General features: G+C 66.8%; 26 protein-coding genes and 1 other RNA gene. 7 read left to right on the top strand and 20 right to left on the bottom strand.

Going from position 1 to position 21,457, the window contains the following annotated elements; genetic code table 11:
* Positions 1 to 43: 43 nt before the first annotated feature.
* The 7 genes from AC1DX5_RS06925 to AC1DX5_RS06955 form a co-directional block, all read right to left on the bottom strand.
* Positions 44 to 895, bottom strand: a complete 852-nt coding sequence (locus tag AC1DX5_RS06925) for a CheR family methyltransferase (protein WP_465176840.1) — start codon at positions 893 to 895, stop codon at positions 44 to 46.
* Positions 889 to 1,941: a chemotaxis protein CheB gene (locus AC1DX5_RS06930; protein WP_465173550.1), complete on the bottom strand. Its 1,053-nt coding sequence runs from the start codon at positions 1,939 to 1,941 to the stop codon at positions 889 to 891. Before AC1DX5_RS06930 ends, AC1DX5_RS06925 begins: the two co-directional genes overlap by 7 nt.
* A gap of 35 nt (positions 1,942 to 1,976) precedes the next feature.
* Entirely contained in the window at positions 1,977 to 2,342 is a 366-nt protein-coding gene (locus tag AC1DX5_RS06935) for a response regulator (RefSeq protein ID WP_465173551.1), read from the bottom strand.
* 74 nt (positions 2,343 to 2,416) lie between these two features.
* The gene (locus AC1DX5_RS06940; RefSeq protein ID WP_465173552.1) at positions 2,417 to 2,848 is read right to left on the bottom strand and encodes a chemotaxis protein CheW; all 432 of its coding nucleotides are present in this window, start codon (positions 2,846 to 2,848) and stop codon (positions 2,417 to 2,419) included.
* Positions 2,848 to 5,151 carry a chemotaxis protein CheA gene (locus tag AC1DX5_RS06945; protein WP_478014658.1) on the bottom strand — a complete coding sequence of 768 codons (2,304 nt, stop codon included), beginning with the start codon at positions 5,149 to 5,151 and terminating at the stop codon, positions 2,848 to 2,850. The genes AC1DX5_RS06940 and AC1DX5_RS06945 overlap by 1 nt, the downstream gene beginning before the upstream one ends.
* Before the next feature lie 118 nt (positions 5,152 to 5,269).
* A complete protein-coding gene (locus AC1DX5_RS06950; protein WP_478014659.1) occupies positions 5,270 to 5,917 on the bottom strand; it encodes a histidine phosphotransferase family protein in 648 nt (215 codons plus the stop codon).
* 209 nt (positions 5,918 to 6,126) lie between these two features.
* Positions 6,127 to 6,909, bottom strand: a complete 783-nt coding sequence (locus AC1DX5_RS06955; protein WP_478014660.1) for a bestrophin-like domain — start codon at positions 6,907 to 6,909, stop codon at positions 6,127 to 6,129.
* A 97-nt stretch (positions 6,910 to 7,006) separates the two neighbouring features.
* Between AC1DX5_RS06955 and AC1DX5_RS06960 the strand changes: the two genes are divergently transcribed.
* Positions 7,007 to 7,519: an MEKHLA domain-containing protein gene (locus AC1DX5_RS06960; protein ID WP_478014661.1), complete on the top strand. Its 513-nt coding sequence runs from the start codon at positions 7,007 to 7,009 to the stop codon at positions 7,517 to 7,519.
* Here the strand turns inward: AC1DX5_RS06960 and AC1DX5_RS06965 are convergent.
* Positions 7,516 to 8,313 (bottom strand): DUF4198 domain-containing protein, encoded by a 798-nt coding sequence (locus AC1DX5_RS06965; protein ID WP_478014662.1) that lies wholly within the window; start codon positions 8,311 to 8,313, stop codon positions 7,516 to 7,518. The two genes, AC1DX5_RS06960 and AC1DX5_RS06965, sit on opposite strands and share 4 nt — an antisense overlap.
* 229 nt (positions 8,314 to 8,542) lie before the next feature.
* Here AC1DX5_RS06965 and AC1DX5_RS06970 point away from each other — a divergent pair, with 229 nt between their 5' ends.
* Complete coding sequence (locus AC1DX5_RS06970) at positions 8,543 to 8,944, top strand: hypothetical protein (RefSeq protein ID WP_478014663.1); 402 nt, start codon at positions 8,543 to 8,545, stop codon at positions 8,942 to 8,944.
* Positions 8,945 to 9,253: 309 nt separating this feature from the next.
* On the opposite strand, the gene AC1DX5_RS06975 is transcribed toward AC1DX5_RS06970, so the two are convergent.
* Positions 9,254 to 9,652 (bottom strand): M67 family metallopeptidase, encoded by a 399-nt coding sequence (locus AC1DX5_RS06975; RefSeq protein WP_478014664.1) that lies wholly within the window; start codon positions 9,650 to 9,652, stop codon positions 9,254 to 9,256.
* Between the two features lie 17 nt (positions 9,653 to 9,669).
* On the opposite strand from AC1DX5_RS06975, the gene AC1DX5_RS06980 reads away from it, so the two are divergent.
* From AC1DX5_RS06980 to mtgA, 4 genes are all read left to right on the top strand, one after another.
* Entirely contained in the window at positions 9,670 to 10,620 is a 951-nt protein-coding gene (locus AC1DX5_RS06980; RefSeq protein ID WP_465173560.1) for an RluA family pseudouridine synthase, read from the top strand.
* 57 nt (positions 10,621 to 10,677) lie between these two features.
* Complete coding sequence (gene rpoH / locus AC1DX5_RS06985) at positions 10,678 to 11,583, top strand: RNA polymerase sigma factor RpoH (RefSeq protein ID WP_465173562.1); 906 nt, start codon at positions 10,678 to 10,680, stop codon at positions 11,581 to 11,583.
* Between the two features lie 3 nt (positions 11,584 to 11,586).
* Complete coding sequence (locus tag AC1DX5_RS06990) at positions 11,587 to 12,876, top strand: flavin monoamine oxidase family protein (RefSeq protein WP_478014665.1); 1,290 nt, start codon at positions 11,587 to 11,589, stop codon at positions 12,874 to 12,876.
* Positions 12,877 to 13,026: 150 nt separating this feature from the next.
* Positions 13,027 to 13,722 carry a monofunctional biosynthetic peptidoglycan transglycosylase gene (gene mtgA / locus AC1DX5_RS06995; RefSeq protein WP_465176850.1) on the top strand — a complete coding sequence of 232 codons (696 nt, stop codon included), beginning with the start codon at positions 13,027 to 13,029 and terminating at the stop codon, positions 13,720 to 13,722.
* A 120-nt stretch (positions 13,723 to 13,842) separates the two neighbouring features.
* Here mtgA and AC1DX5_RS07000 read toward each other — a convergent pair whose 3' ends face one another.
* The 9 genes from AC1DX5_RS07000 to AC1DX5_RS07040 all read right to left on the bottom strand — a co-directional run bounded on the left by AC1DX5_RS07000 (position 13,843) and on the right by AC1DX5_RS07040 (position 19,294).
* Positions 13,843 to 14,082, bottom strand: coding sequence for a hypothetical protein (locus AC1DX5_RS07000; protein ID WP_465173565.1), 240 nt, complete (start codon positions 14,080 to 14,082; stop codon positions 13,843 to 13,845).
* Between the two features lie 54 nt (positions 14,083 to 14,136).
* The gene (locus tag AC1DX5_RS07005; protein ID WP_465173566.1) at positions 14,137 to 14,460 is read right to left on the bottom strand and encodes a YbaB/EbfC family nucleoid-associated protein; all 324 of its coding nucleotides are present in this window, start codon (positions 14,458 to 14,460) and stop codon (positions 14,137 to 14,139) included.
* Complete coding sequence (locus AC1DX5_RS07010; RefSeq protein ID WP_478014666.1) at positions 14,457 to 16,109, bottom strand: DNA polymerase III subunit gamma/tau; 1,653 nt, start codon at positions 16,107 to 16,109, stop codon at positions 14,457 to 14,459. Before AC1DX5_RS07010 ends, AC1DX5_RS07005 begins: the two co-directional genes overlap by 4 nt.
* 75 nt (positions 16,110 to 16,184) lie before the next feature.
* An RNA gene (gene ffs, locus AC1DX5_RS07015) (signal recognition particle sRNA small type) lies at positions 16,185 to 16,282 on the bottom strand.
* Positions 16,283 to 16,321: 39 nt separating this feature from the next.
* A complete protein-coding gene (locus tag AC1DX5_RS07020) occupies positions 16,322 to 16,492 on the bottom strand; it encodes a hypothetical protein (protein ID WP_465173569.1) in 171 nt (56 codons plus the stop codon).
* A 39-nt stretch (positions 16,493 to 16,531) separates the two neighbouring features.
* A complete protein-coding gene (locus AC1DX5_RS07025) occupies positions 16,532 to 16,759 on the bottom strand; it encodes a hypothetical protein (RefSeq protein ID WP_465173570.1) in 228 nt (75 codons plus the stop codon).
* Positions 16,760 to 16,803: 44 nt separating this feature from the next.
* Complete coding sequence (locus tag AC1DX5_RS07030) at positions 16,804 to 17,136, bottom strand: 2Fe-2S iron-sulfur cluster-binding protein (protein WP_465173571.1); 333 nt, start codon at positions 17,134 to 17,136, stop codon at positions 16,804 to 16,806.
* Positions 17,133 to 18,227, bottom strand: coding sequence for a cysteine desulfurase family protein (locus tag AC1DX5_RS07035; protein WP_478014894.1), 1,095 nt, complete (start codon positions 18,225 to 18,227; stop codon positions 17,133 to 17,135). Before AC1DX5_RS07035 ends, AC1DX5_RS07030 begins: the two co-directional genes overlap by 4 nt.
* Positions 18,224 to 19,294, bottom strand: a complete 1,071-nt coding sequence (locus tag AC1DX5_RS07040; protein WP_478014667.1) for a cysteine desulfurase family protein — start codon at positions 19,292 to 19,294, stop codon at positions 18,224 to 18,226. The genes AC1DX5_RS07035 and AC1DX5_RS07040 overlap by 4 nt, the downstream gene beginning before the upstream one ends.
* A gap of 109 nt (positions 19,295 to 19,403) precedes the next feature.
* On the opposite strand from AC1DX5_RS07040, the gene AC1DX5_RS07045 reads away from it, so the two are divergent.
* A complete protein-coding gene (locus tag AC1DX5_RS07045; RefSeq protein WP_478014668.1) occupies positions 19,404 to 20,060 on the top strand; it encodes an alpha/beta hydrolase in 657 nt (218 codons plus the stop codon).
* 126 nt (positions 20,061 to 20,186) lie between these two features.
* Here AC1DX5_RS07045 and AC1DX5_RS07050 read toward each other — a convergent pair whose 3' ends face one another.
* Together AC1DX5_RS07050 and AC1DX5_RS07055 are read right to left on the bottom strand one after the other, a co-directional pair.
* Complete coding sequence (locus AC1DX5_RS07050; RefSeq protein WP_465176854.1) at positions 20,187 to 20,387, bottom strand: hypothetical protein; 201 nt, start codon at positions 20,385 to 20,387, stop codon at positions 20,187 to 20,189.
* A gap of 2 nt (positions 20,388 to 20,389) precedes the next feature.
* Positions 20,390 to 21,358: a threonine ammonia-lyase gene (locus AC1DX5_RS07055; protein WP_478014669.1), complete on the bottom strand. Its 969-nt coding sequence runs from the start codon at positions 21,356 to 21,358 to the stop codon at positions 20,390 to 20,392.
* Positions 21,359 to 21,457: the final 99 nt, after the last annotated feature.

A 21,457-nucleotide genomic window follows, 5' to 3' on the forward strand; every position in this document is an offset into this window, starting at 1 on the left:
GCGGGGCCGCTTGCGGCCTGTCCCAGCGAATGTAAACCGTCGATCAGACGGCGATGGCGCGCACGAACGGAGCGCCGGTCGGCTCGTACAGCCCGCGATAGCGCTGGCTCGGACGGAACGCTTCGGTCTGCCCGATCACCGTCTCGCCCGCCCCGAGCACCAGCAACGCGCCGGGGCGCGCCACCTCGGCCAGCCGGTCGAACACCCGGGTGCGCAGCGAGGCCGACAGATACAGCAGCACGTTGCGGCACAGGATGATGTCGAAGCGGCCGATCGGCAGTGGATCGGCGACCAGGTTGAGCTTGCGGAAGGATATCTGGCGGACGAGCTCGGGCCTGGCGACCCAGTCGCCGCCGACCGGATCGAACCATTGCATCATGCGGCGCACCGGCAGTCCGCGCTGGATCTCGAATTGCGAATAGCGTCCCGAGCGCGCGCGGGCGAGCGCGGTTTCGGAAACGTCGGTGGCGATGATTTCGGGTGAAAGCGCCCCGTCCGCCGCGTCGCGCTCGGCGAACAGCATGGCGAGGGACAGCGGTTCCTGCCCGATCGAGCAGCCGGCCGACCAGATCCGCACGCGCCGGGTCAGCCCCTCGGCACGCATCGCGTCGACGGCGTCGGCGATCATGTCGAGCACCGCGGAGTCGCGGAAAAACGAGCTTTCCTGGTTCAGCAGCGCGTCGACCACCTGTTCGCCGACGCTGGGCAGGCGCAGCACGTCATTGACCAGCTGGTCGAGCGTCTCGTGCCCGCGCTCGCGCATCAGCGGCTTCAGCGCGCTCTCGATCCGCCATTCGCGATTGGCCGCGATCTGCTGCCCGGTGCGGGATTCGAGCAGCGCGGCGAGCACGTTGAGCGCGCCTGCCGGCCTGGTACGGGGTGCGGGTGTCAACATCCGGGCCTCCGGCGTGACGCCACCATTTTTCCGATTTCCGCGGGCGGCATGATCGCGCTGGCGGTGCCGCCGGTCGCGACGGCGCCCGGCATGCCCCACACGACCGAGCTTGCCTGGTCCTGCACCACGACGCTGCCGCCGCGTTCGATGATCCGCCTTGCGCCGTCAGCGCCGTCGCGTCCCATGCCGCTCAGCACGATGCCGAGCGCGCGCGACCCGAACACCTTGGCCAGGCTGTCGAACATCGGGTCGACCGACGGCGTGCAGCCGCTCTTCGCCGGCTCGGTCGACAGGCGCAGCGCCGCGCCCTCGCCCGTGGCGACCACCCGGATATGCGCGGTACCCGGCGCGACGATGGCGCGACCCGGCTGGATCCGCATCCCATCCGTCGCCACGTCGCACGGCCGCCCGGCAAGGGTCGCCACCTGATCGGCAAAATAGGTCATGAAGCTGTCCGGAAGATGCTGAGTGATCAGGATCGGCAATTGGAAACTCGCCGGGATTTCACGCAACAACAGGCTGAGCGCATGAATGCCGCCGGTCGATGCGCCGATCGCCACGATGTCGAATCCGCCGCCGACGGCGCGGTCCGTCGCCAGCCGCATCTCCCCGGCAACGGCCTCGGTCTTTTCGAACAGGCGTTCCAGCTTCTCGTCGAGCGCGACGGAAAAACGCGCGGCGAAGTCGCCGATATCGGGTTTCACCAGCGTATCGGCCGCGCCGAGCGACAGCGCCTCGATCGTCGCCGCCGCCCCCTCGCCGCAGGACGACGAAACCACCAGCACCTTGGCGCCGGCGCCCGCCACGAGCAGCTCGGGCAAGGCGACCAGGCCGTTCATCCCGGGCATCTCGATGTCGAGCAGGATGCCATCAACCTTTTGCCCCTGCAGAAAGGTGAGCGCTGCACGGGCGTGCGGCACGGCGCCCGCCACCAGGAACTTGCCGCTCAGGTCGATGGCGCGCGCGATCACCGCGCGCGCCACCGCTGAATCGTCGACGATCAGGATGCGCGGCCGGTCCCGGCTCTCGACGGTGCGGCCGGCCATGAGGGTTGATCCCAGGGGCATGGCGGACAGGCCGTTCAGGCCATGCCGACGATTTGAAGCTTGCTCTCCAGCATCTCGCGATCGAACGGCTTCATCACATATTCGTCGGCGCCGGCGTCCATCGCGGCGCGGATATGCGCCAGGCCGGTCTCCGTGGTGCAGAACACCACCTTGGGCCGGGGCGATGGCGTGCGGTCCCGCAGCGCCAGCAGGAATTCCATGCCGGTCATCACCGGCATGTTCCAGTCGAGCAGCACCACGTCGGGCATGGAGGCGAGGCAGGAATCGAGCGCTTCCTGCCCGTCGCCGGCCTCGGAAACCTCGAAGTCCAGCGTTTCCAGAATGTGACGCGCCACTTTGCGGATCACCTTCGAATCGTCCACCACAAGACACGTCTTCATCGAGTCTCACCCTGTTTCCGCCCGGTCGAGCGGCCTGTTTGCCGGAAACCCGTGAGTTTCGGGTTAACCGGCCGTCATGCGGCGATCGCCGTCAGCCCGGGCACCAGCGCGCGCAGGTCGATCGCGAGGATTGGTTCACCGGCGCGTTCGACGATGCCGCAGCCGGTCGTGCGCCAGCCCGGGTCGAGCACGATCCCGGGCGAGAGCGGCGCCAGTTCGAACGGTGCTACATCCTCGAGCGAGTCGACCAGGATCGCATAATGATGGCCCTCGACATGCGTGATGACGGCCCGCGTCGCCTCGATCTCCGGCGTCGGCAGCCCGAGTGCGGCATGGGTGTCGATCACCGTCACCACCCGGCTGCGCAACGCGGCAAGGCCCCGCACCTGGCGATCGGCGCCAGGGACCGGCACGACCGCGCCGATATCGACGACTGATTCGACCTGCCGGGAATCGATCGCCACGGCGCGGCCGGCGATATGCGCGATGAGAAAGAGATCGGACATCAGCGGCCTCCCGCCGACCGGGCCAGGGCGGCGAGCAGGCCGTCCCGGTCATAACGATAGATGCTCGTATCGGCGGGGCCGCCCACGGCCCGGTCGCGGCGCAGCCGCACCACCGGCACATTGCCCTGCACCGGCGCGCCCGAAGCGCTCATGGTCAGCACCACCGCGGCCGCCTCGCCCGTTTTAAGGCCCGTGGCCACTCGATACCCGGCGCCTTCCAGCACCGGCTTGAGGAAGGTCGTCATCCAGGCTGATTCGGCGCCGTCGATCAGGCAGACCGGCGGCGCGGCGGCACCGAGTTCGGCGCCATGAGTCGCAAACAGCCAGTGGAGATCGAGCAGCTCGATCTGCTCGCCGTCGATCGAGACGACGCCGGCGACCGGGCCGGCTTCGCGCGCGGGCACGACCGTCTCGGGCAAGGTGACGATGTCGATCGCGTCGCTGATCGCATAGCCGATCTCGGCATCGCCGTCGCGCAGGCGCAGCACCGAGACCATGTCGCGCCTGTCCCATTCGCCCTGCACCGCGAGCGGAATGATCCGCCCCTCGACCGACAGCCGTAGCCGCCCGCCGGAAAAGCGGATCGCCTCGACCGGCACTGGCTCGATCCGGTCGATGATGGTCAGCGGCACCAGCCGGCGCTCGCCGTCCAGATCGTCGAACAACAGGGCGGACACGGTCGGTGCCACCACCTCCGCGGCTACCTCGTCGACGGCGACCTCGCCCCCGAACTGCAGGCCCGCCATGGTCGCGATGCCGGCGCAGTCCAGCAAGAGCATCGGCAGGCCGCTGTCGGGCAGCGTCTGCCCGGCATAGACCCCGGTCGCCATCACCGCCGGCGCCGCCGGCTTGATCACCAGCTCTTCATGATCGAGCACCGATTCGACCGCGAGCGCGTAGCTCCCGCCGGGCACGCCGACGATCACCAGCATCGTCGAGTCGCGTCCGCCCGAAAGCCCGAGCAGCCCGCCCAGATCGACCAGCGGCATGCGGCGGTCGCGCACCGTGGCGGCGGGCGTGCCGCCGAGCATGTCGACCCGGATGGCATCGCCGCCCGCCCGCACGATCTCCTCGATCGCCTGGCGGGAAATCGCGAACCGCTGATCGCCGACCCCGACGCCGATCGTCGCGATGATCGACAGGGTCAGCGGCACGTGAATGGCGATGCGCAGGCCCTTGCCCGGCGTGTTGGACAGCTCGATCCGCCCGCCGATCTGCTCCACATTGGCGCGGACCACGTCCATGCCCACGCCGCGGCCGGAAATGGCGGTGACGGCGTCCTTGGTCGACACGCCGGGTTCGAACACCAGGGCGAGCTTCGCCTTGTCGCTCAGCGCCGCCAGCTCCTCGGCGCTGCGCGCGCCCTTGGCGGCGATCTTGGCGATCAGCCGGTCGGTGTCGATGCCGCGCCCGTCATCGGTGATCTCGATGATGATCTGGTTACCCGATTGCCGCGCGGAGACGGTCAGCCGGCCGCTCTCGCGCTTGCCCAGCTTGCGGCGCTCGGCGGGCAATTCGAGGCCATGGTCGATCGCGTTGCGGACGATATGGACCAGCGGGTCGCGCATCATCTCGATCATCTCGCGATCGAGCTCTACATCGCTGCCCTCGACTCGCAGCGCCACCGACTTGCCGAGCTCGGCCGCGGTATCGCGCACCATGCGCGGCAGGGCGGAGAACAACGCGTCGATCTTCTGCATGCGAGTCCGCGTGACGGTGTCGCGCATCTCCGCGACGGTCAGCGACAGCCGCTCCAGCGCTGCCTCCACCGTCGGGTCGGCGCCGTCGTCGCGCAGGCGCCGGGCCAGCTCGTTGCGCGCGAGCACCATGTCGGACATGCCGCTCATCATCCTGTCGAGCAGGTCGACATTGAGGCGCACGCTCCGCGTCGGGCTGCGCGCGGCGTTCGCGCTGTGCGCCTGGATGGCAAGCGCCGATCCTTCCTCGAGCGCCGCGATCAGCTCATCCTCGCCATCCTCCTCGATCGGCACGCCGGCATCGATCGCCTCGACGAGYTCGCCGATCCGGTCGACGATCGCCAGTACGGCGTTGACCAGCCGCGTGTCGGGCAGGCGCTCGTTCGACCGCACCGCCGCGAGCACGTCCTCGGCGGCGTGGCTGAGGCGGGCGAGGCGCGGCAGGTCCAGGAAACCACAGCTCCCCTTCACCGTGTGCACGAAACGGAAAATGGCATCGAGCCGCTCGCGATCGTCCGGGCACGCTTCCCACGCGACGATTTCGCCCGAGAGCGCCTCAAGCGTCTCGCGCGTCTCGGCGATGAATTCCTGAAGAAGATCGTCCATGGGCCCCCGGGGATGCGGGGGCGACCATGGCAAGGCACTGGTTAAGGGTGCGTTTAACGAGGCTTCGATTCTTGCTTTTCAGCGAACCTCGCACCGGTCTCTTTTGGTCGCTGACTCGTCACCCGACCCGGAATGTCGCCCCGAACAGCAACACCGGCTCGCCGGGATCGGATACCTTTACGGTGCCGCCGCCCTCGGCGACCAGCGAATGCACCAGATAGGCGGCGGCGCCACGCGGCGTGATCGGCTCGTCGTCCTGCTGCCCGCTCTGCAGCATGGTCCGCAATTCGTCGTCGAGCACGATGCGCGGCCCGTCCGCCCGCACCACGATCTCGACATTGCCGTCCAGTGCCTCAGCCCCGATGTCGAGCTGCCCGCCACGCACCAGCGAATCACCGCCGATCAGCGCCAGGTTGAGCAGGACCTTGATCGCAGCCTTGGGCAGGGTCGCGTCCTCGACCAGCCAACCGAGATTGACCCGGTGATTGTCGCCGAACAGCCCCTCGATCGCCGCCCGCGCCTCGCGCGCGTCGACGGTCTCGCCGAAGCCGCCCGCCGCGCCGAAGGCGAGCCGGAAGAATTTCAGCTTGTTCGCCGACGCCCTGGCGCTCTCTCCGAGCAGGTCCAGGCAGCGCGCGCGCATGTCCGGGTCCTGCTCGTCGTTGAGCAATTCGAGTCCGTTGTTGAGCGCGCCCACCGGGCTCAGCAGATCGTGGCACAGGCGGGAACATAACAGGCTGGCGAAGTCGACCGGGCTGATGGTCATGGAATGAAATTGCTCCGGGGAAAATGGGTTTGCTCTTCTGGCGATGCGGGCGCGACTGTGCAAGTCGCGCCGGTATCGCGATGTTGGCCGGCCCGAGATCGATGGTTGCCGCGGCACAGAATGCGCCCGCCCCTGCTCGCGGTGGCGATGAAGCAGGCATTGTCCGACGCCCGGACGGCGGCGGCACGATGAAGCGTCGGCGCGGGGGATCAGGTCATCGACGCGCGCATATCGACCAGCAGGCTGTCGAAATTGTCGACTCGCATGCTGCCCATGCGCGGATGCTCGAAATCGACGATGACATAGAGGGTGACGGTCAGGATCGCCGCGAAGATGCCGCTGTGCAGCCAGTGCCGTGCATGCGCCTCGCCCACGCCGTAGCCGGCCAGCAGCGCGCTCGCAAAGGCCAGGGCGAGCAGCAGGACATAGACGATGGCTGGCGGGTGCATCTGGGTCGCCACCGCGCGGGTCGTGGTGATGTCGATCATGTCGTTGATCGCCGGCAGCAACTGGGTGCCGATCGCCGGCGACGCGCCCGCTTCCAGCGTGGCGATGATCGCTCGCTTCCAGATATGGTTCTGCAGGATGGCCGATCGATCCAGCGCCCCCTTGAACGCGACCGGATCGGAAACCACCCGATAGGCCGCCAGCCGCGAGTCCACATAGCGTCGGAAATCGTCCCGCATCGCCGGCTGGTCCGCGCCCGGCATCAGGTCGACGCGCAGATAGGCCGTGCCGATCGCATTGGCCTCCTGCACGATCAGGTCACGCCGCGCGTCGAAGCGCGACGCCGCGCCGGAAAAGGTGAAAGCGATCAGCAGCCCGAACAGCGCGAACACCGCGCTGTCGAGCGCGGCGGTCCCGCCATGCGTGCCGCCCTCGCGCGGCGCCCAGCGCAATCCAAGCCGCCGGCCGATCTCGACAGCCAGCAGCAGCGCCGCGAACAACAAGGCGCCGGACAGCGCGGGCGAGTGCAGGAACATTGTTGCCATGGCGGAATGACTATCCCACCCTCTCGACCGGTCAAGCGACCTCGACGGAAATCTGGTTGCCGCCACCGTGCGACAAGTTACGTGGCCGAACCTGGTCATGGTCAATATGGCCGGCCTGATCGGCACGCTCGAAGGACAGAACCAGATGCAGATCGCCCCCGGCTCCTCCGCAAACCTCTCCGTCGATGCGGCCTTTTTCGCCCTGCTCACCGGCAGCTATGCGCGCCTGGTCGGCGTGCCCCTGGCAGCGGACCGTGACGCCGGCTGGCTCTATCACGAAGCCCCCTTTGTAGTGCTCGCGCACAATACCGACCCCGATCCCCGCTTCATCTACGCCAACCGCACCGCCCAGGCCTGTTTCGAATATTCGTGGGACGCGTTCGTCACCCTGCCTTCGCGCCTGTCGGCCGAGGCGCCGGATCGGGCGGAGCGGCAGCGATTGCTGGACGAGGTCGCCCGCAACGGCTTCGTCGCGGACTATTCCGGGATAAGGGTCGCGAAATCCGGTCGCCGCTTCCGCATCGACAACGGGGTCGTCTGGCAGCTGATCGACACCGACGGCGTCCTGCACGGCCAGGCAGCGACCTTCGCGTCATGGTGCGACGTCTAGGCCGCGTCGAAGGCCAGCGTGTAGGTATAGCTCCGCCACGGCGTTTCGGACCCGGCCGGCGCCGGCGCGCGATGCCGTGCCATGATGAGATAGGCGCCCGCGTCCTCGATCTTCAGCGTGAACGCGCCGCCTGAATCGCTCCTGGTCTCCACCGCGACCTTCCGGCCGTCATAGACCCCGGCGCTGCGGAACAGCGTGACATCGGTATTGGCGAGCGGCTTGCCGTCGAACAACAGCACGAAACGGGCTTCACTGCCCGCGCTGATCGCGTTGGGATGAGTCACGGCCTGGATTTCCAGCGCCTGGCCAAATGGCTTGAGCGCCGTGTCATTCTGTGGGCCGCGCGTGACATAGGCATCGGCCAGCGTCATGCTCTGCACGGCAACCGTTGTGACCCCCGGCGGGGTTTCCGCACCGTCCTCACCGCGGATCACCCATTTCTTGTCATCACGATACATGGTGGATTTCCGCCCGGCACGCTGGCCGCTGGTGATGCGATAGGTGCCGTCCGCCTTCAGGTCGGCCTCGAAGATCGACAGGTCCCGCAGATAGGTCACCGGGCCGACGTCACAACGACTGCCATCCGGGCGGATCAGGTGGAAAGGCGCATCGCGCATCGCGATCTCGGGAACGAAGGCGGTCTCGGCGAAGGACGAGGAGACCGTCACATGATCGCCCTGGCCCACATCGAACACCGTCGGCAGGACATAAGGCATGTGCGCCTGCGCCGCCCCGGCAAGGACCAACGGTACGCTCGCGGCAGCGACGGCGAGGCGTCTCAGGATCAATGTCACGGTGTCACCCCTTGATGAACGGAGGCGTCACTTTAGAGCTATTGCGAATTACTTGCAATTCCTGATTACTGCGCGAGCCTCCATCCGCGCGTTAATTGATAGACGATGCCGGGAGCCTCCATGGCCCGGGCAGCACCTTTCCGAGCGGCGGCGGTCTGGGGCCAGGCGCAAACCCCACGGATCTCCGGCATCGATTCAAATCTCGACGCCCCTTCCTCATCCTCGTCCCATGAAAAGAGGACGCCCCACCCGCTACGACCCCGCCTTCGCCCGGCAGGCGCGCCTGCTTTGCCGGCTCGGCACCGATAATGCGGCGCTCGCCCAATGCTTCTCGGTCAGCATCGCCACCCTGTACCGCTGGCTCGACCGATATCCGGAATTCGGCCTCGCGGTCGCGATGGGCCGCGGCGACCATGCCGGGCTGGTGGAACCGAGCATGTTCCGGCGCGCGATCGGCTATGCCTATCAGGCCGAGCACGTCTTCGACCGCAACAGCGACACGCCGCTTTATGCCGACTGCCGGCACCATGTCCTCGCCGACTCAAGGGTCGCGTTGCGTTGGCTGCGCAATCGCCGGCCGGAGGAGTGGCGCCTCAAGGCGCGGCGGCGACCCCGCCGTAAGTCGGATTGACCTGCCCACGGCAAGGCCGGTCCGCCGGGCAAGAACGCCGTTCAAGTCCTGTGGGCACGCGCGCGACAATCAGGAAACCCGACAATAGCCATGATCGATTCTCATAAATCGGGAAATAGTCGATGACTATTACACCACGCCTGAAACGAACGATGACTGAGGAATCTGGCGCATCGAATACGGTCGCGCTGGTTTATCAGTTCCATTACTCGCGGCATCGCGGCGCATACCCGAAAAATCGGGGTCGACGTTGGCTGGCAAAAATCCTCTTTTACTGTCCGATTTTCGGCAGCCCCGATGCGTTTTACTTCACGTGTCTTTCACCGCCAGTCGCACCGCCTCGAACGTCCCGACACGATCCGTGCGCCAAAGCCGCGCTTCGCGCGCCGTCAGGATCAGCCACAACGCCCCGTCCCCCATCGCCTGCGCCGCATCATGCACGGATGGCACCGCCTCGCCGGAAGGGTGCGAATGATAATGCCCGATCACCCGAGGCCCGCCGGCGCGTGCGCGCCGATGCGCCGCGAACAGCGCGGCCGGATCGATCTCGAACGCCCGCGCCGGCTCGGCCGCCACATTGGCGCATGCTTCGGCCGCCTCGATCCGCCCTTCCCCGCCGAACAACAGCCCGCAAACCTCCGCGCCCGGGGAATTTTTCGCGTCGGTTAGCAGTCTGCCCAGGAGAGTGCTTGAAATTCCGTACTCCATTCCCACATCGCTACGGCATGGACCGGGGGGTTACAAATATCGAAGCACGCATCTCGGACGAAGCCGGTGGCTGGCGTCTGGATCGCGCTTTGGCTGACGCAGTGCCGACCATGTCGCGCGAGCGGCTGAAGGCCCTGCTCTCCTCCGGTGCCGTGATCGACGAAAGCGGCACACTCGCGCGCGATCCGTCGCGTAAAGCCATTGCCGGCAGCGTCTTTACCATCGCCGTCCCGCTGCCGACGCCGGCGCATAACGAAGCCCAGGATATCGCACTCAACGTGGTGTTCGAGGACGATCACCTGATCGTGATCGACAAGCAGGCCGGCCTCGTCGTCCATCCCGCCGCCGGCAATTTCGACGGCACATTGGTCAATGCGCTGCTCCATCACTGCGCCGGGCGCCTGTCCGGCATTGGCGGCGTGGCGCGGCCCGGCATCGTCCACCGCATCGACAAGGATACGTCGGGGCTGATGGTCGCGGCCAAGACCGACCGGGCGCATGAAGGCCTGGCGAAGCAGTTTCACGATCACAGCATCGATCGCCGCTACAAGGCGATCGTCACCGGCCGCCCGCTTCCGTCGGAGGGCACCGTCGACGCCCCGCTCGCGCGGTCGCCCGCGAACCGCAAGAAGATCGCGATCGTGCCGACCGGCAAGCGCGCGGTCACGCATTACAAGACATTGGAACGGCTGAAGGAAGCCGCTCTGGTCGAATGCCGGCTGGAGACCGGCCGCACCCATCAGGTGCGTGTTCACATGGCCTCGATCGGAAATCCCTTGCTTGGGGACCCGGTCTATGGTAGAACAAAACCAGTCCACCGGTCCATTTTGGAAACCCTGGATTTCCACCGACAGGCATTGCACGCGGCCCGGCTCGGGTTCATTCACCCCGTCGAAAGCACAGCTTTGGCATTCGATAGCGATATGCCGGCCGACATGCAGGAACTGTTCGATAGACTCTACGTATAGGTTCAAGCGCGCGTCGCCTCATAGTAGGGACGGCGCATCAGTAAGGGAGATTTGATCATGGCAAGCGGCAGCAACGTCCCGGCGACGATCCCCGCCCTCGGCGGAGAGGCAAGCCTCAACCGCTACCTGTCCGAGATCAAGAAGTTTCCGATCCTCGCGCCCGAGCAGGAATATATGCTCGCCAAGCGCTTCGAGGAGCACGGCGACACAGACGCGGCGGCGCAGCTCGTCACGTCCCACCTCCGCCTCGTCGCGAAGATCGCGATGGGCTATCGCGGCTATGGCCTGCCCGTGTCCGAGCTGATCTCGGAGGGCAATATCGGCCTGATGCAGGGCGTGAAGAAGTTCGAGGCCGATCGCGGCTTCCGTCTTGCGACCTATGCGATGTGGTGGATCCGCGCCTCGATCCAGGAATTCATCCTGCGCTCGTGGAGCCTGGTGAAGATGGGCACCACCGCCGCGCAGAAGAAGCTGTTCTTCAACCTGCGCCGGATGAAGTCGAAGCTCGACGCGTTCGAGGACGGCGATCTGAGCCCCGAGCATCTCGCCAAGATCGCCAAGGATCTGGGGGTGACCGAGGAAGAGGTCACCAGCATGAACCGCCGCATGTCGATGGGCGGCGACACGTCGCTCAACGTGCCGATGCGTGAAGACGGCGAAGGCCAGTGGCAGGATTGGCTGCAGGACGATGCGCCCTTGCAGGACTCGGTCGTCGCCGACGCACAGGAAGCGGACGTTCGCCACGACATGCTCGTCTCGGCGATGGACGACCTCAACGAGCGCGAGAAGCACATCCTGACCGAGCGTCGCCTGACCGACGATCCCAAGACCCTCGAGGAACTGAGCCAGGTGTACGGCGTCAGCCGCGAGCGTGTCCGCCAGATCGAGGTCCGCGCCTTCGAGAAGCTGCAAAAGGCGATGATGCGCCTCGCCGGCGACAAGCGGATGCTGGTCGCGGCGTAAGCCATGGCCGGTGCTGACGCGATCGTCGTCGGCGCCGGCGCGGCCGGCATCGCCGCCGCGAGATCACTTCATGACGCGGGGCTGGACGTCCTGCTGGTGGAGGCGGGCAGCCGCCTCGGCGGGCGAGCGCATAGTGTTGCCTTGCCCTCCTCTCTTCCCCCGTCTTCGCGGGGGGAGATGATAGTGGATCTAGGGTGCGCCTGGCTTCACTCCGCCAAACGCAACCCCTGGACGCAACTCGCCGAGCACTACGGCCTTACCGTCGACCGCTCCCCTTCCAACTGGCGCTCGCAATGGCGCAACTTGGGCTTCCCGCCCGAGGAACAGGAGGCTTATTCCAGGGCCTGGTCACGCTGGGAAGAAGCGGCCCATGCCGCGCTTTCCGGCCCCGACCAGCCGCTCTCCGCCTTCATCGCCCCCGACGATCCCTGGCGTCCGCTGATCGATGCGATCTCGGGCTACGTCAACGGCGCCCCGCTGGCGCAGGTCTCGCTGCACGACTGGGCCGCTTATGAGGATGCGTCGACCGACGACAATTGGACGGTGCCTCAGGGCTACGGCACCCTGATCACCCATCATGCGGCAGGTGTTCCGGTGCAGCTCGACACGATCGTCAGCCGCATCGACCATCGCGGCCCCGCGCTGAAGATCGAAACCAACCGCGGCACGATCGAAACCCGTCGGGTCATCCTTGGCGTGCCGACGACGGCACTGGGGGAGGAAAGGATCGTCTTCGATCCGCCGCTCCCCGCCAAGCATGAAGCCGCGGCCGCGCTCCCGCTCGGTCTTGCCGACAAGGTCTATCTGCGCATCGACGGTATCGAGCTTCCCAACAATGGCCATCTCATCGGCAATCCCCACAGCAACTGCACCGCGAGCTACCGCCTCGGCCTGTTCGGCCTGCCGCTGATCGAATGCTTCTTCGGCGGCGACTGCGCCGAGGCGCTGGAGAACGAGGGCGACGGCGCCGCCGCGAACTTCGCCATTCGCGAGCTGGTCGCGCTGCTCGGCAGCGACTGGCGCGACCGGATGACGCCGATCGTCACGACGCGCTGGCGTGCCGAGCCGCACATCCACGGCTCCTATTCGCACGCGCGCGTCGGCGGAGCGCCGCAGCGCGCGGTGCTTGCCGCGCCAGTCGACGATCGCCTGTTCTTCGCCGGTGAGGCCTGCTCGCGCACTGACTTTTCCACCGCGCACGGCGCTTATGAAACAGGGGTGGAGGCAGCTCGGGCGCTGATCGCGACACTGCCCGCGACCGGCCGGTTTGCCGCGCCCGCCTCGCTCGCCTAGAAGAGGGAAATGAGCGACGAGCGGGGGCCGCCATTGGAATTCGGGGCAGACCCCATACGGCCGCGCCCCACCGCGCCGCCCGCGTCGATTCAAACCAGCAACCGAAGCGCGCACTACGCGCCGATAGACGATCCGGAACCTGCCTTACCCATGAAACCCCGCCGCTCGTTTCTGCGTCGCCTGATCGGCTGGTTCTTCAAGCTGATCGGCGCCTTCGTCCTGATCTCGGTGTTCATGGTCGTGCTCTACCGTTTCGTGCCGCCGCCGGTCACACTCACCATGCTCGGCGACGCGGTGAGCGGGCATGGCATCACCAAATCCTGGATGCCGCTGTCGCGCATCGATCCGGACATGGCGCGCGCGGCGATCGCCGGAGAGGACGGGAATTTCTGCACGCATCACGGGTTCGATTTCGCGGCGCTGGCCAAGGCCTATGCCCGCAACGCCCAGGGCGGCCGCATCCGCGGCGGCTCGACGATCAGCCAGCAGACCGCCAAGAACGTGTTCCTGATCCAGGGCGGCGGTTATCCCCGCAAGGTGCTCGAGGCGTATTTCACCGTCCTGATCGAGACGATCTGGGGCAAAAGGCGGATCATGGAGGTCTATCTCAACGTGGCCGAGACCGGGATCGGCACCTATGGCGTGAACGCAGGGTCGATCCGTTATTTCAACCATGACGCATCGACCATGACGCCCGCCGAGGCCGGCCGTCTCGCCGCCATCTTCCCGCTTCCCAAGAAACGCGCCGTGATCGGCGCCAAGGGCTTCACCCGCCGCCACGGCAATGTCCTCACCCGCCAGGTCGGCGTGGTGCGCAATGATGGACTCGACGGGTGCTTGCGGTAAATTCTCGCAGAAGAGACCCCTTCCCGTTCGCCCTGAGCCTGTCGAAGGGCTGCTCTTCTTCTCGACGGGCGAAAGAAGAACAGTGCTTCGACAAGCTCAGCACGAACGGTGGAATTGGCCTTACTGCGCCGCCTTCTCGGCCGCGTCGCCGGCCTTCTTGGCGCTGTCGCCGACATCCTTCGCCGCACTGGTGACGGCGTCGGTCTTCAGATTGTCGTTCTTGCTCTGGTTCATCAGATAGAAGCCGCCGATCACCACGGCGATCAGCAGGATGATGCCGATGAAGATACCAGCGCCGCCACCGCCGCTTTTCTCGATCACGGTGGTATGCGGGGTTTCGGTTACACGATCGTCAGCCATGGCATCCTCCTGTTTTGCTGGGTGCGTAACAAGAAGATGCGACGGATTGTTCCCTTAAAAAGGCAGCTTGAACCCCGGCGGCAGCGGAATACCGCTGGTCATCTTGGACATTTCGGCGCTCGATGCCGCGTCCGCTTTCACCTTGGCGTCGTTGAACGCCGCGACGATCAGGTCCTCGAGCATCTGCTTCTCGCTCGCCGCGAGCAGCGATTCATCGATGTCGATCCCGATGATCCGGCCCTTGGCCGACGCCTTGACCTTGACCAGCCCGCCGCCGGCCGCGCCCTCGACCTCGATCGCGTCGAGGCCGGCCTGCGCCTTGGTCAGCTCGGCCTGGACGTTCTGCGCCATGGCCATGATGTCTTCGATACTCTTCATGATACGCTCCGTTGTGCCGCCATCAGGCGGTCGAGTTCGGTTTCGGGAAATTCGGCATCGGGAAACGCCTCGAACGCGGCCTTGACCACCGGGGTTTCGAGGATGGCGGCGCGCATCGCGTCGCGCTTCGCCTCTTCCTCGTCCTTGATGGTCGGCGCGCCCTGGGCGTCTTCCGACGTGACCTTCCACGGCTTGCCGGTCAGCCGCTTCAGTTCAACATTCAGCTCGCGGATCAGGTCCGCCGGCAAGGGCCGGGACGAGCTCAGCACCAGCTCGGGCGCCGCGAAGCGAATGACGCTGGCGCTGCGCGTCATCTTGACCGCCAGCGCATGCTCACCCTGGTCCTCGAGGAACGCGACCAGATCGCGGATGCTATTGGGCAGGTTCGCCTCGACCGGCTGGGCCGACGCCCGCGCCGCCGGCGCGGCGGGTGCCGCGCCGCCGATCGGCGCGCCGTTCACGATCATCCGCGCCAGCTCGCCCGGATCGGGCAGGGTCGAGGCATGGATCAGCCGCAGCAGCGCCATCTCGCACGCCTCGATCGGCAATGCCGCACGCGCGACCTCGTCATGGCCCTTGAGCAGCAGCTGCCACAGCCGGTGCAGCGCGGCGAAGCTCAGCTTGCCGGCCCAGCCCGCCAGCGCCTCGCGCTCCTCCACCGCCTGCCCGGCCTCGGGCGCGGTGCCCAGCTTGACGAGCGTGGTGGCATGAACCGTCTCCAGCATCGCGCGCAGCACGCCGAGCGGGTCCACCCCGAAATCATATTGCCGCCGCAGCGCCGCCAGCGCGCCCTGCCCGTCCCCGCTCAGCACCAGCCCGAACAGGTCGCGGATCGCGCCGCGATCGGACAGGCCCAGCATCTCGCGCACCGCGCCGGCCTTCACGCCCTCGCCCTCGATGCCCGCATGCGCGATAGCCTGATCGAGGATCGACAGTCCGTCCCGCGCGGAGCCCTCGGCCGCCCGCGCGATCAGCGCCAGCGCCTCGGCCTCGGCCTCGACGCCTTCCGCCTCGCAGACGCGCCCGAAATGATCGGCCAGCTTGTCCGCCGGGATGCGCCGCAGGTCGAACCGCTGGCACCGCGACAGCACCGTCACCGGCACCTTGTTCACCTCGGTCGTGGCGAACAGGAACTTCACATGCGCCGGCGGCTCTTCCAGCGTCTTGAGCAGCGCGTTGAACGCGTTCTTCGACAGCATGTGGACTTCGTCGATGATGTAGATCTTGAACCGCGCCGACACCGCCGAATAGCGCGACGCGTCGATGATCTCGCGCACATCGTCGACGCCGGTATGGCTGGCGGCGTCCATCTCGATCACGTCGATGTGGCGCCCTTCGGCGATCGCGCGGCACGGCTCGCACACGCCGCACGGGTCGATCGTCGGCCCGCCACTGCCGTCGGGCCCGATACAGTTGAGCGCCTTGGCGATCAGCCGCGCGGTAGAGGTCTTGCCCACCCCGCGCACGCCGGTCAGCAGAAAGGCATGCGCCAGGCGCCCGCGCTTGATCGCGTTGGCCAGCGTGGTGACCATTGCGTCCTGGCCGATCAGCTCGGCAAAGGTCTGCGGCCGGTATTTGCGCGCGAGGACGCGGTAGACTTCAGCCTTTGCGGGCTGGGGCGGTTCGCCAAGATCGAAGGAGTCGGACATTGCGATCCATCTAGGCGGTCGCGCTCCGCGACGCCAGAGATCGCCAGGTTTTAGATCCGCGCTTTTTAGATGGGGCGGGGTGGGAGCCGGAACGACCCGCGGCGAAATCGTTGCGGCTGCTTCCTTCCGGACCTGACCGGGTTGGCGACGACCACGTCCGCCCGACTCCCGCGGCGCATATGGGGGAGTCGGGCGGAGTGATCAAGCCCGCTTTACCAGCGGGTACGGACCTTGTGGCATTCGCGCGTCTTGTGGCCGTGATGCCAGCCGGTCTTGCAGACCGTCTTCCATTTCCAGCCATGATGCGGCGCGGCCGTTGCCGTCACCGGCGCCATGGCGATTGCGGCAAGCGCCGCGGCGGACATGAGAGCGATCGTTTTCATGAAATTTCCTTTCCTTGGATGATCTCCCGGAAAGTGCGGTTACCAGTGAGTGCGAACCTTTCTGCAGACCCGCGTCCGATGATGGTTGCGCCATTTGGTGCGGCATACCGTCTTCCAGCGCCAGCGATTGTGGCGGTTCGTGCTGACGTGGCGAACCGTGGTCCGCTCATGCACCACCACTTGTCCGCTACCGGCAGCGGCCGCCGGCAAGGGGGTCAGGGCGGCGGCACCAATCAGGCCTGCTGCCATCAAAGCCAAGATCTTCATGGGTTTCTTCTCCTGCGTGCCATGAAGGCACGGGAGCGGAATGATCAACGGCCCTGCATGTTCCGAACTTCACCCGGAATCCGTACGGTTAGTCCGTCGAGCGTCTCGTCGAGCCAGATCTGGCAGGACAGCCGACTGGTCCGCGTGGCGCCCGCTGCGAGATCGAGCATGTCCTCTTCATCTTCGCTCGGGCGCGGCAACCGGTCGAAATCGGCCGCATCCAGGATGACGTGGCAGGTCGAACAGGCCATCTGCCCCTCGCACGTCCCCTCGAGCGGCTGGGCATCGGCCTGCGCCACCTCGAGCAGCCGGTCGCCGGCCTTCGCCTCGACCTCGCTGATCGATCCGTCGATTCGGATGAAGCGCACCCGCATCACGCGGCGATCTGCTGCGCCGCAGCGGCGGCATTGATCCGGTCGATGGCGATCACCAGTTCCTCTTCCGTCGTATACCGCCCGAAGCCGAGCCTGATGCTCGACCGCGCCTGCGCCTCGCTCAGCCCGATCGCGCGCAGCACATGGCTCGACCGGCCCGACCCGCTGGCACAGGCGGAGCCGGCCGAAAAGGCGATATCGCGCAATGCCGACATCAGCCGATTCACATCGAGCCCGTCGCGGCGGATATTGAGGTTGCCATGATAGCGCTGCTCCACCGCGCCGTTGATCGCCCAGCCATCTCCCAGCACCTCGATCGCCTTATCCCAGAGATGGGCGATGTGAAGCGCATCGTCATGGCAATAGTCGAGCATCAGCTTTGCGGCCGCGCCGAAGCCGGCACACAAGGCGGGCGACAGCGTACCGGATCGACCGGCCGCCTCCTGCCCGCCTCCGTGCAGCAACGGCTCGATCGTCACGCCGTCACGGATCCACAACGCGCCGATGCCTTTCGGGCCATGAATCTTGTGCGCCGAGATCGCGATCAGGTCGCACCCGTCGGGGATCGCCATCCGGCCATAACCCTGCACCGCATCGCACAAGAACAGCGCGTTCGCCTGATGGGCGATTGCCGCAAGCTCGGCGATCGGCTGAATCACGCCGATCTCATTATTGACCAGCATCGCCACCACAAGCGCCGTCCCCGGCCCGATCGCCGCCCGCGCCGCCTCCAGATCGAGCAGTCCGTCGGTTTTGACCGGCAGCACGGTGACTGCCCTGCCCGCCCGCGCCAGCGCCTCGACCGTGTCGAGCGTCGCCGCATGCTCCGTCGCCAATGTGACAATCCGCCCCGCACCAACGCCCTTGATCGCCCAGTTGATCGCCTCGGTCGCCCCGCCGGTGAAGGACAGCGATCCGCCCGCCGGCAGCAACGCCGCGACGGCGTCCCGCGCCACCTCGACCGCTGCCTTCGCCGCCCGCCCTGGCGCGTGCGCCGAATGCGGATTGGCGTGCTGGTTCTGCAGCCAGGGCAGCATCGCCGCCAACGCCTCGGGTGCCAGCGGCGTGGTCGCCTGATAATCGAGATAGATCACGCCGCGAACGCCCGCGCCGCGCGCGACACGTTGCGCCACTCGGCAATGAACGCATCGACATCCGCCTCGGTGGTGGACCGCCCGAAACTCACCCGCACCACTTCGCGTGACGCATCGACGCTCCAGCCCATCGCGCCCAGCACATGACTGGGTTTCATGCTGCCCGAGGAGCAGGCGCTGCCCGCCGATACCGCGATCCCGGCCATGTCGAACCGGATCAGCTGAGTCGTCGCGGCGAGCCCGCGCATGCGATAGGCGCCGATCGCCGGATGCTGGCCCCGCGCCACCACGTCGCCACCCGACCGCGCAATGGCATCGTCCAGCTTCAGCCGAAGCGCCCTCAGGCGCTCGATATCCTCTGCCACGCCCAGTGCCGCCGCGAAACCGAGCACGCCGGGCAGATTCTCGGTCCCGGCGCGATAGCCGCGCTCCTGCCCACCAGTCGGGATCAGCGAGGAGAAGTCGCGCACCAGCAATCCACCAACCCCCGGCGGCCCGCCACGCTTGTGCGCCGAGATCGCCACGAAATCGGCATGCGCCACAATGTCGCTGTCCGCCCCCGCCGGCATTTGCGCCGCATCGACCAGCAACAGCCCCCCCGCCGCATGCACGACCTCGGCGATCGCCGCGACCGGCTGGCGCACGCCGGTCTCGCTGTTCGCCCATTGCACCGCGACCAGCACCCGCTCTGGCCCCGCCAGCACCTCGGCCAGCGCGGCCATGTCGACCAGGCCCGCCGCATCCACCGGCAGCACCGCCGCATCGAGCGCGACCCGCATCACCGAATCATGCTCCACCGCGGAAATCGCCCGCCGCGCCGCCACCGACCGGTTCAGCGCGATCCCCAGCGATTCGCTCGCCCCGCTGGTCAGGATCGTCTCGCCCGTCCAGCCATAGGCCGCCGCGATCCGTCCGCGAGCCTCTTCCAGCACTGCCCGCGCCGCCCGCCCTTCGGCATGCGGCGACGACGGATTGGCCCAGCGCGCCATGCCTTCGGCCATCGCGGCCACCGCTTCGGGCAACATCGGCGTCGTCGCGGCATGATCGAGATAGATGCGGTCGGCCAAGTGTCGGGGGTCCTCATGGGCACAATGATTGCGCCGGGGCGCGTCATGCCTATATAGCGCCCAATTCCGCGCGGCCCACGCGCTCACCGAATTTTTGTCAGCAGGTCCCATGCCAGAAGTCATTTTCCCCGGTCCCGACGGCCGTCTCGAAGGCCGTTTCGCTCCCGCGCCGCGCCCGCGCGCGCCTGTCGCGATGATCCTGCATCCGCACCCGTCGTCGGGCGGCACGATGAACAACCGCATCGTGCAGGAGCTCTACAAGACCTTCCAGCGCCGCGGTTTCGCGACCCTGCGCTTCAACTTCCGCGGCGTCGGCAAGAGCCAGGGCACCTTCGACAATGGCGTCGGCGAACTTTCGGACGCCGCAAGTGCGCTCGACTGGGTGCAGAGCTTCCACCCGGAAGCTTCGACCACCTGGATCGCCGGCGTCAGCTTCGGCGCGTGGATCGGCATGCAGCTGCTGATGCGCCGTCCGGAAATCCGCGGCTTCATCTCGATCGCGCCGCCCGCGAACATGTACGACTTCACCTTCCTCGCGCCCTGCCCGGCCTCGGGCATCATCATCCAGGGCGAAGCGGATGAAGTGGTGACTCCGCTCGCGACGCAGAAGCTGGTCGACAAGCTGCGCACGCAGAAGCACATCACAATCCATCACGACACGATCCCGAAGGCGAACCACTTCTTCGAGCATGAAATGCCCGAGCTGATGGGGTCGGTGGATCAGTATCTCGACATGCGGCTCGACCCGAACTCGCCGATCCGGTGACTTCTTTTCCCTCTCCCAGCGGGAGAGGGAAGGAGCCGCGAAGCGGCGGGAGGGTGAGGGTGAGAGTGATGGGCCAATCACCCTCATCCGGCGCTACGCGCCACCTTCTCCCGATGGGAGAAGGATTTACAGCGTCCAGATTACCACGTTGCCGAAGATCACCACCGCCAGCACCAGCATCAAGATGCCCTTTTGCCGCTCGCGCTTCTTCACCAGCAGATAGATCCCGCCAAAGATCAGCGCGAACACCGCCAGCATGCTGATCGCCGGCGCCATCGCCGACATCGCCTGCGCGACTCCACCCAGCGCGCCGAGATAGCCGTCCATGCTCAGTCGCCCCCGGCCAGCACGGCGCCATATGCCGCCAGATCGACATTGCCGCCGGACAGGATGACCAGCGTTCCGTGCGCCATCTCGACCTTGCCCGCCAGCAAGGCGGCGAGCGCCACCGCGCCGCCCGGTTCCACCACCAACCGCAATTTCTCCGCCGCCCAACGCTGGGCGTTGCGAATCTCGCGCTCGCTCACCGCCACGCCCTGTACGCCGCGTCGCGACAGCACGTCGAATGTCAGCGGCGAGACGAGCGTCGTCTGCAGCGCGTCGCACGCCGTCGGCGGCGGATTCGGTCCTACCGGCTCGATCCAGCCGGCCTCGAGCGAGCGGCGCATATCGTCCCAGCCCTCTGGCTCGACCACCGTGACGAAGGCATCGCGCAGCCCCAGCGCGATTCCCGCCGCCAGTCCGCCACCGCCGCACGGCACGATCACCTGCACTGGCTCGCCCAGCCCACGCTCGACCATCTGCGCCGATGCCTCGATTCCCGCGCTCCCCTGCCCCTCGATGATCCAGGGATCGTCGAAGCTCGGCACCAGCACCGCACCCCGCGCCTCGGCGAGTTGCGCGGCGATCGATTCGCGACTCTGGGTCGCGCGGTCGTAGCTGACCACCTCCGCCCCCAGCGCCAGCGTCCCGTCGCGTTTCGATTTCGGCGCATCGGCCGGCATCACGATCACCGCCGGCATGCCGAGCCGCTTCGCCGCCCAGGCGACACCCTGCGCATGATTGCCCGAAGAGAAGGCCACGACGCCTTTTCGGCGCGATTCTTCGTCGATTGCGGTGAGCCGATGCCACGCCCCACGCAGCTTGAACGCGCCGACCGGCTGCAACGACTCCGCCTTGAAAGCCACTGGAATTCCACGGATTTCCATCACGAACAGCGGCGACGGCGGCAGGATTCCCGCGATCTTTGCTGCGGCGTCTCGCACGCCCGCACGGGTAGGTTGTCGCAAAAATGTCACATCATGCCTCCGTGGGTCCAATTCCACTTTACATTGGAGAAAGTCGACCCTATTTCGCGCTTCCCGCTGCCCCATGGGACTTCCAACCGCAAGGCAGCT

It is taken from the genome of Sphingomonas sp. P2_B6, assembly GCF_056404755.1.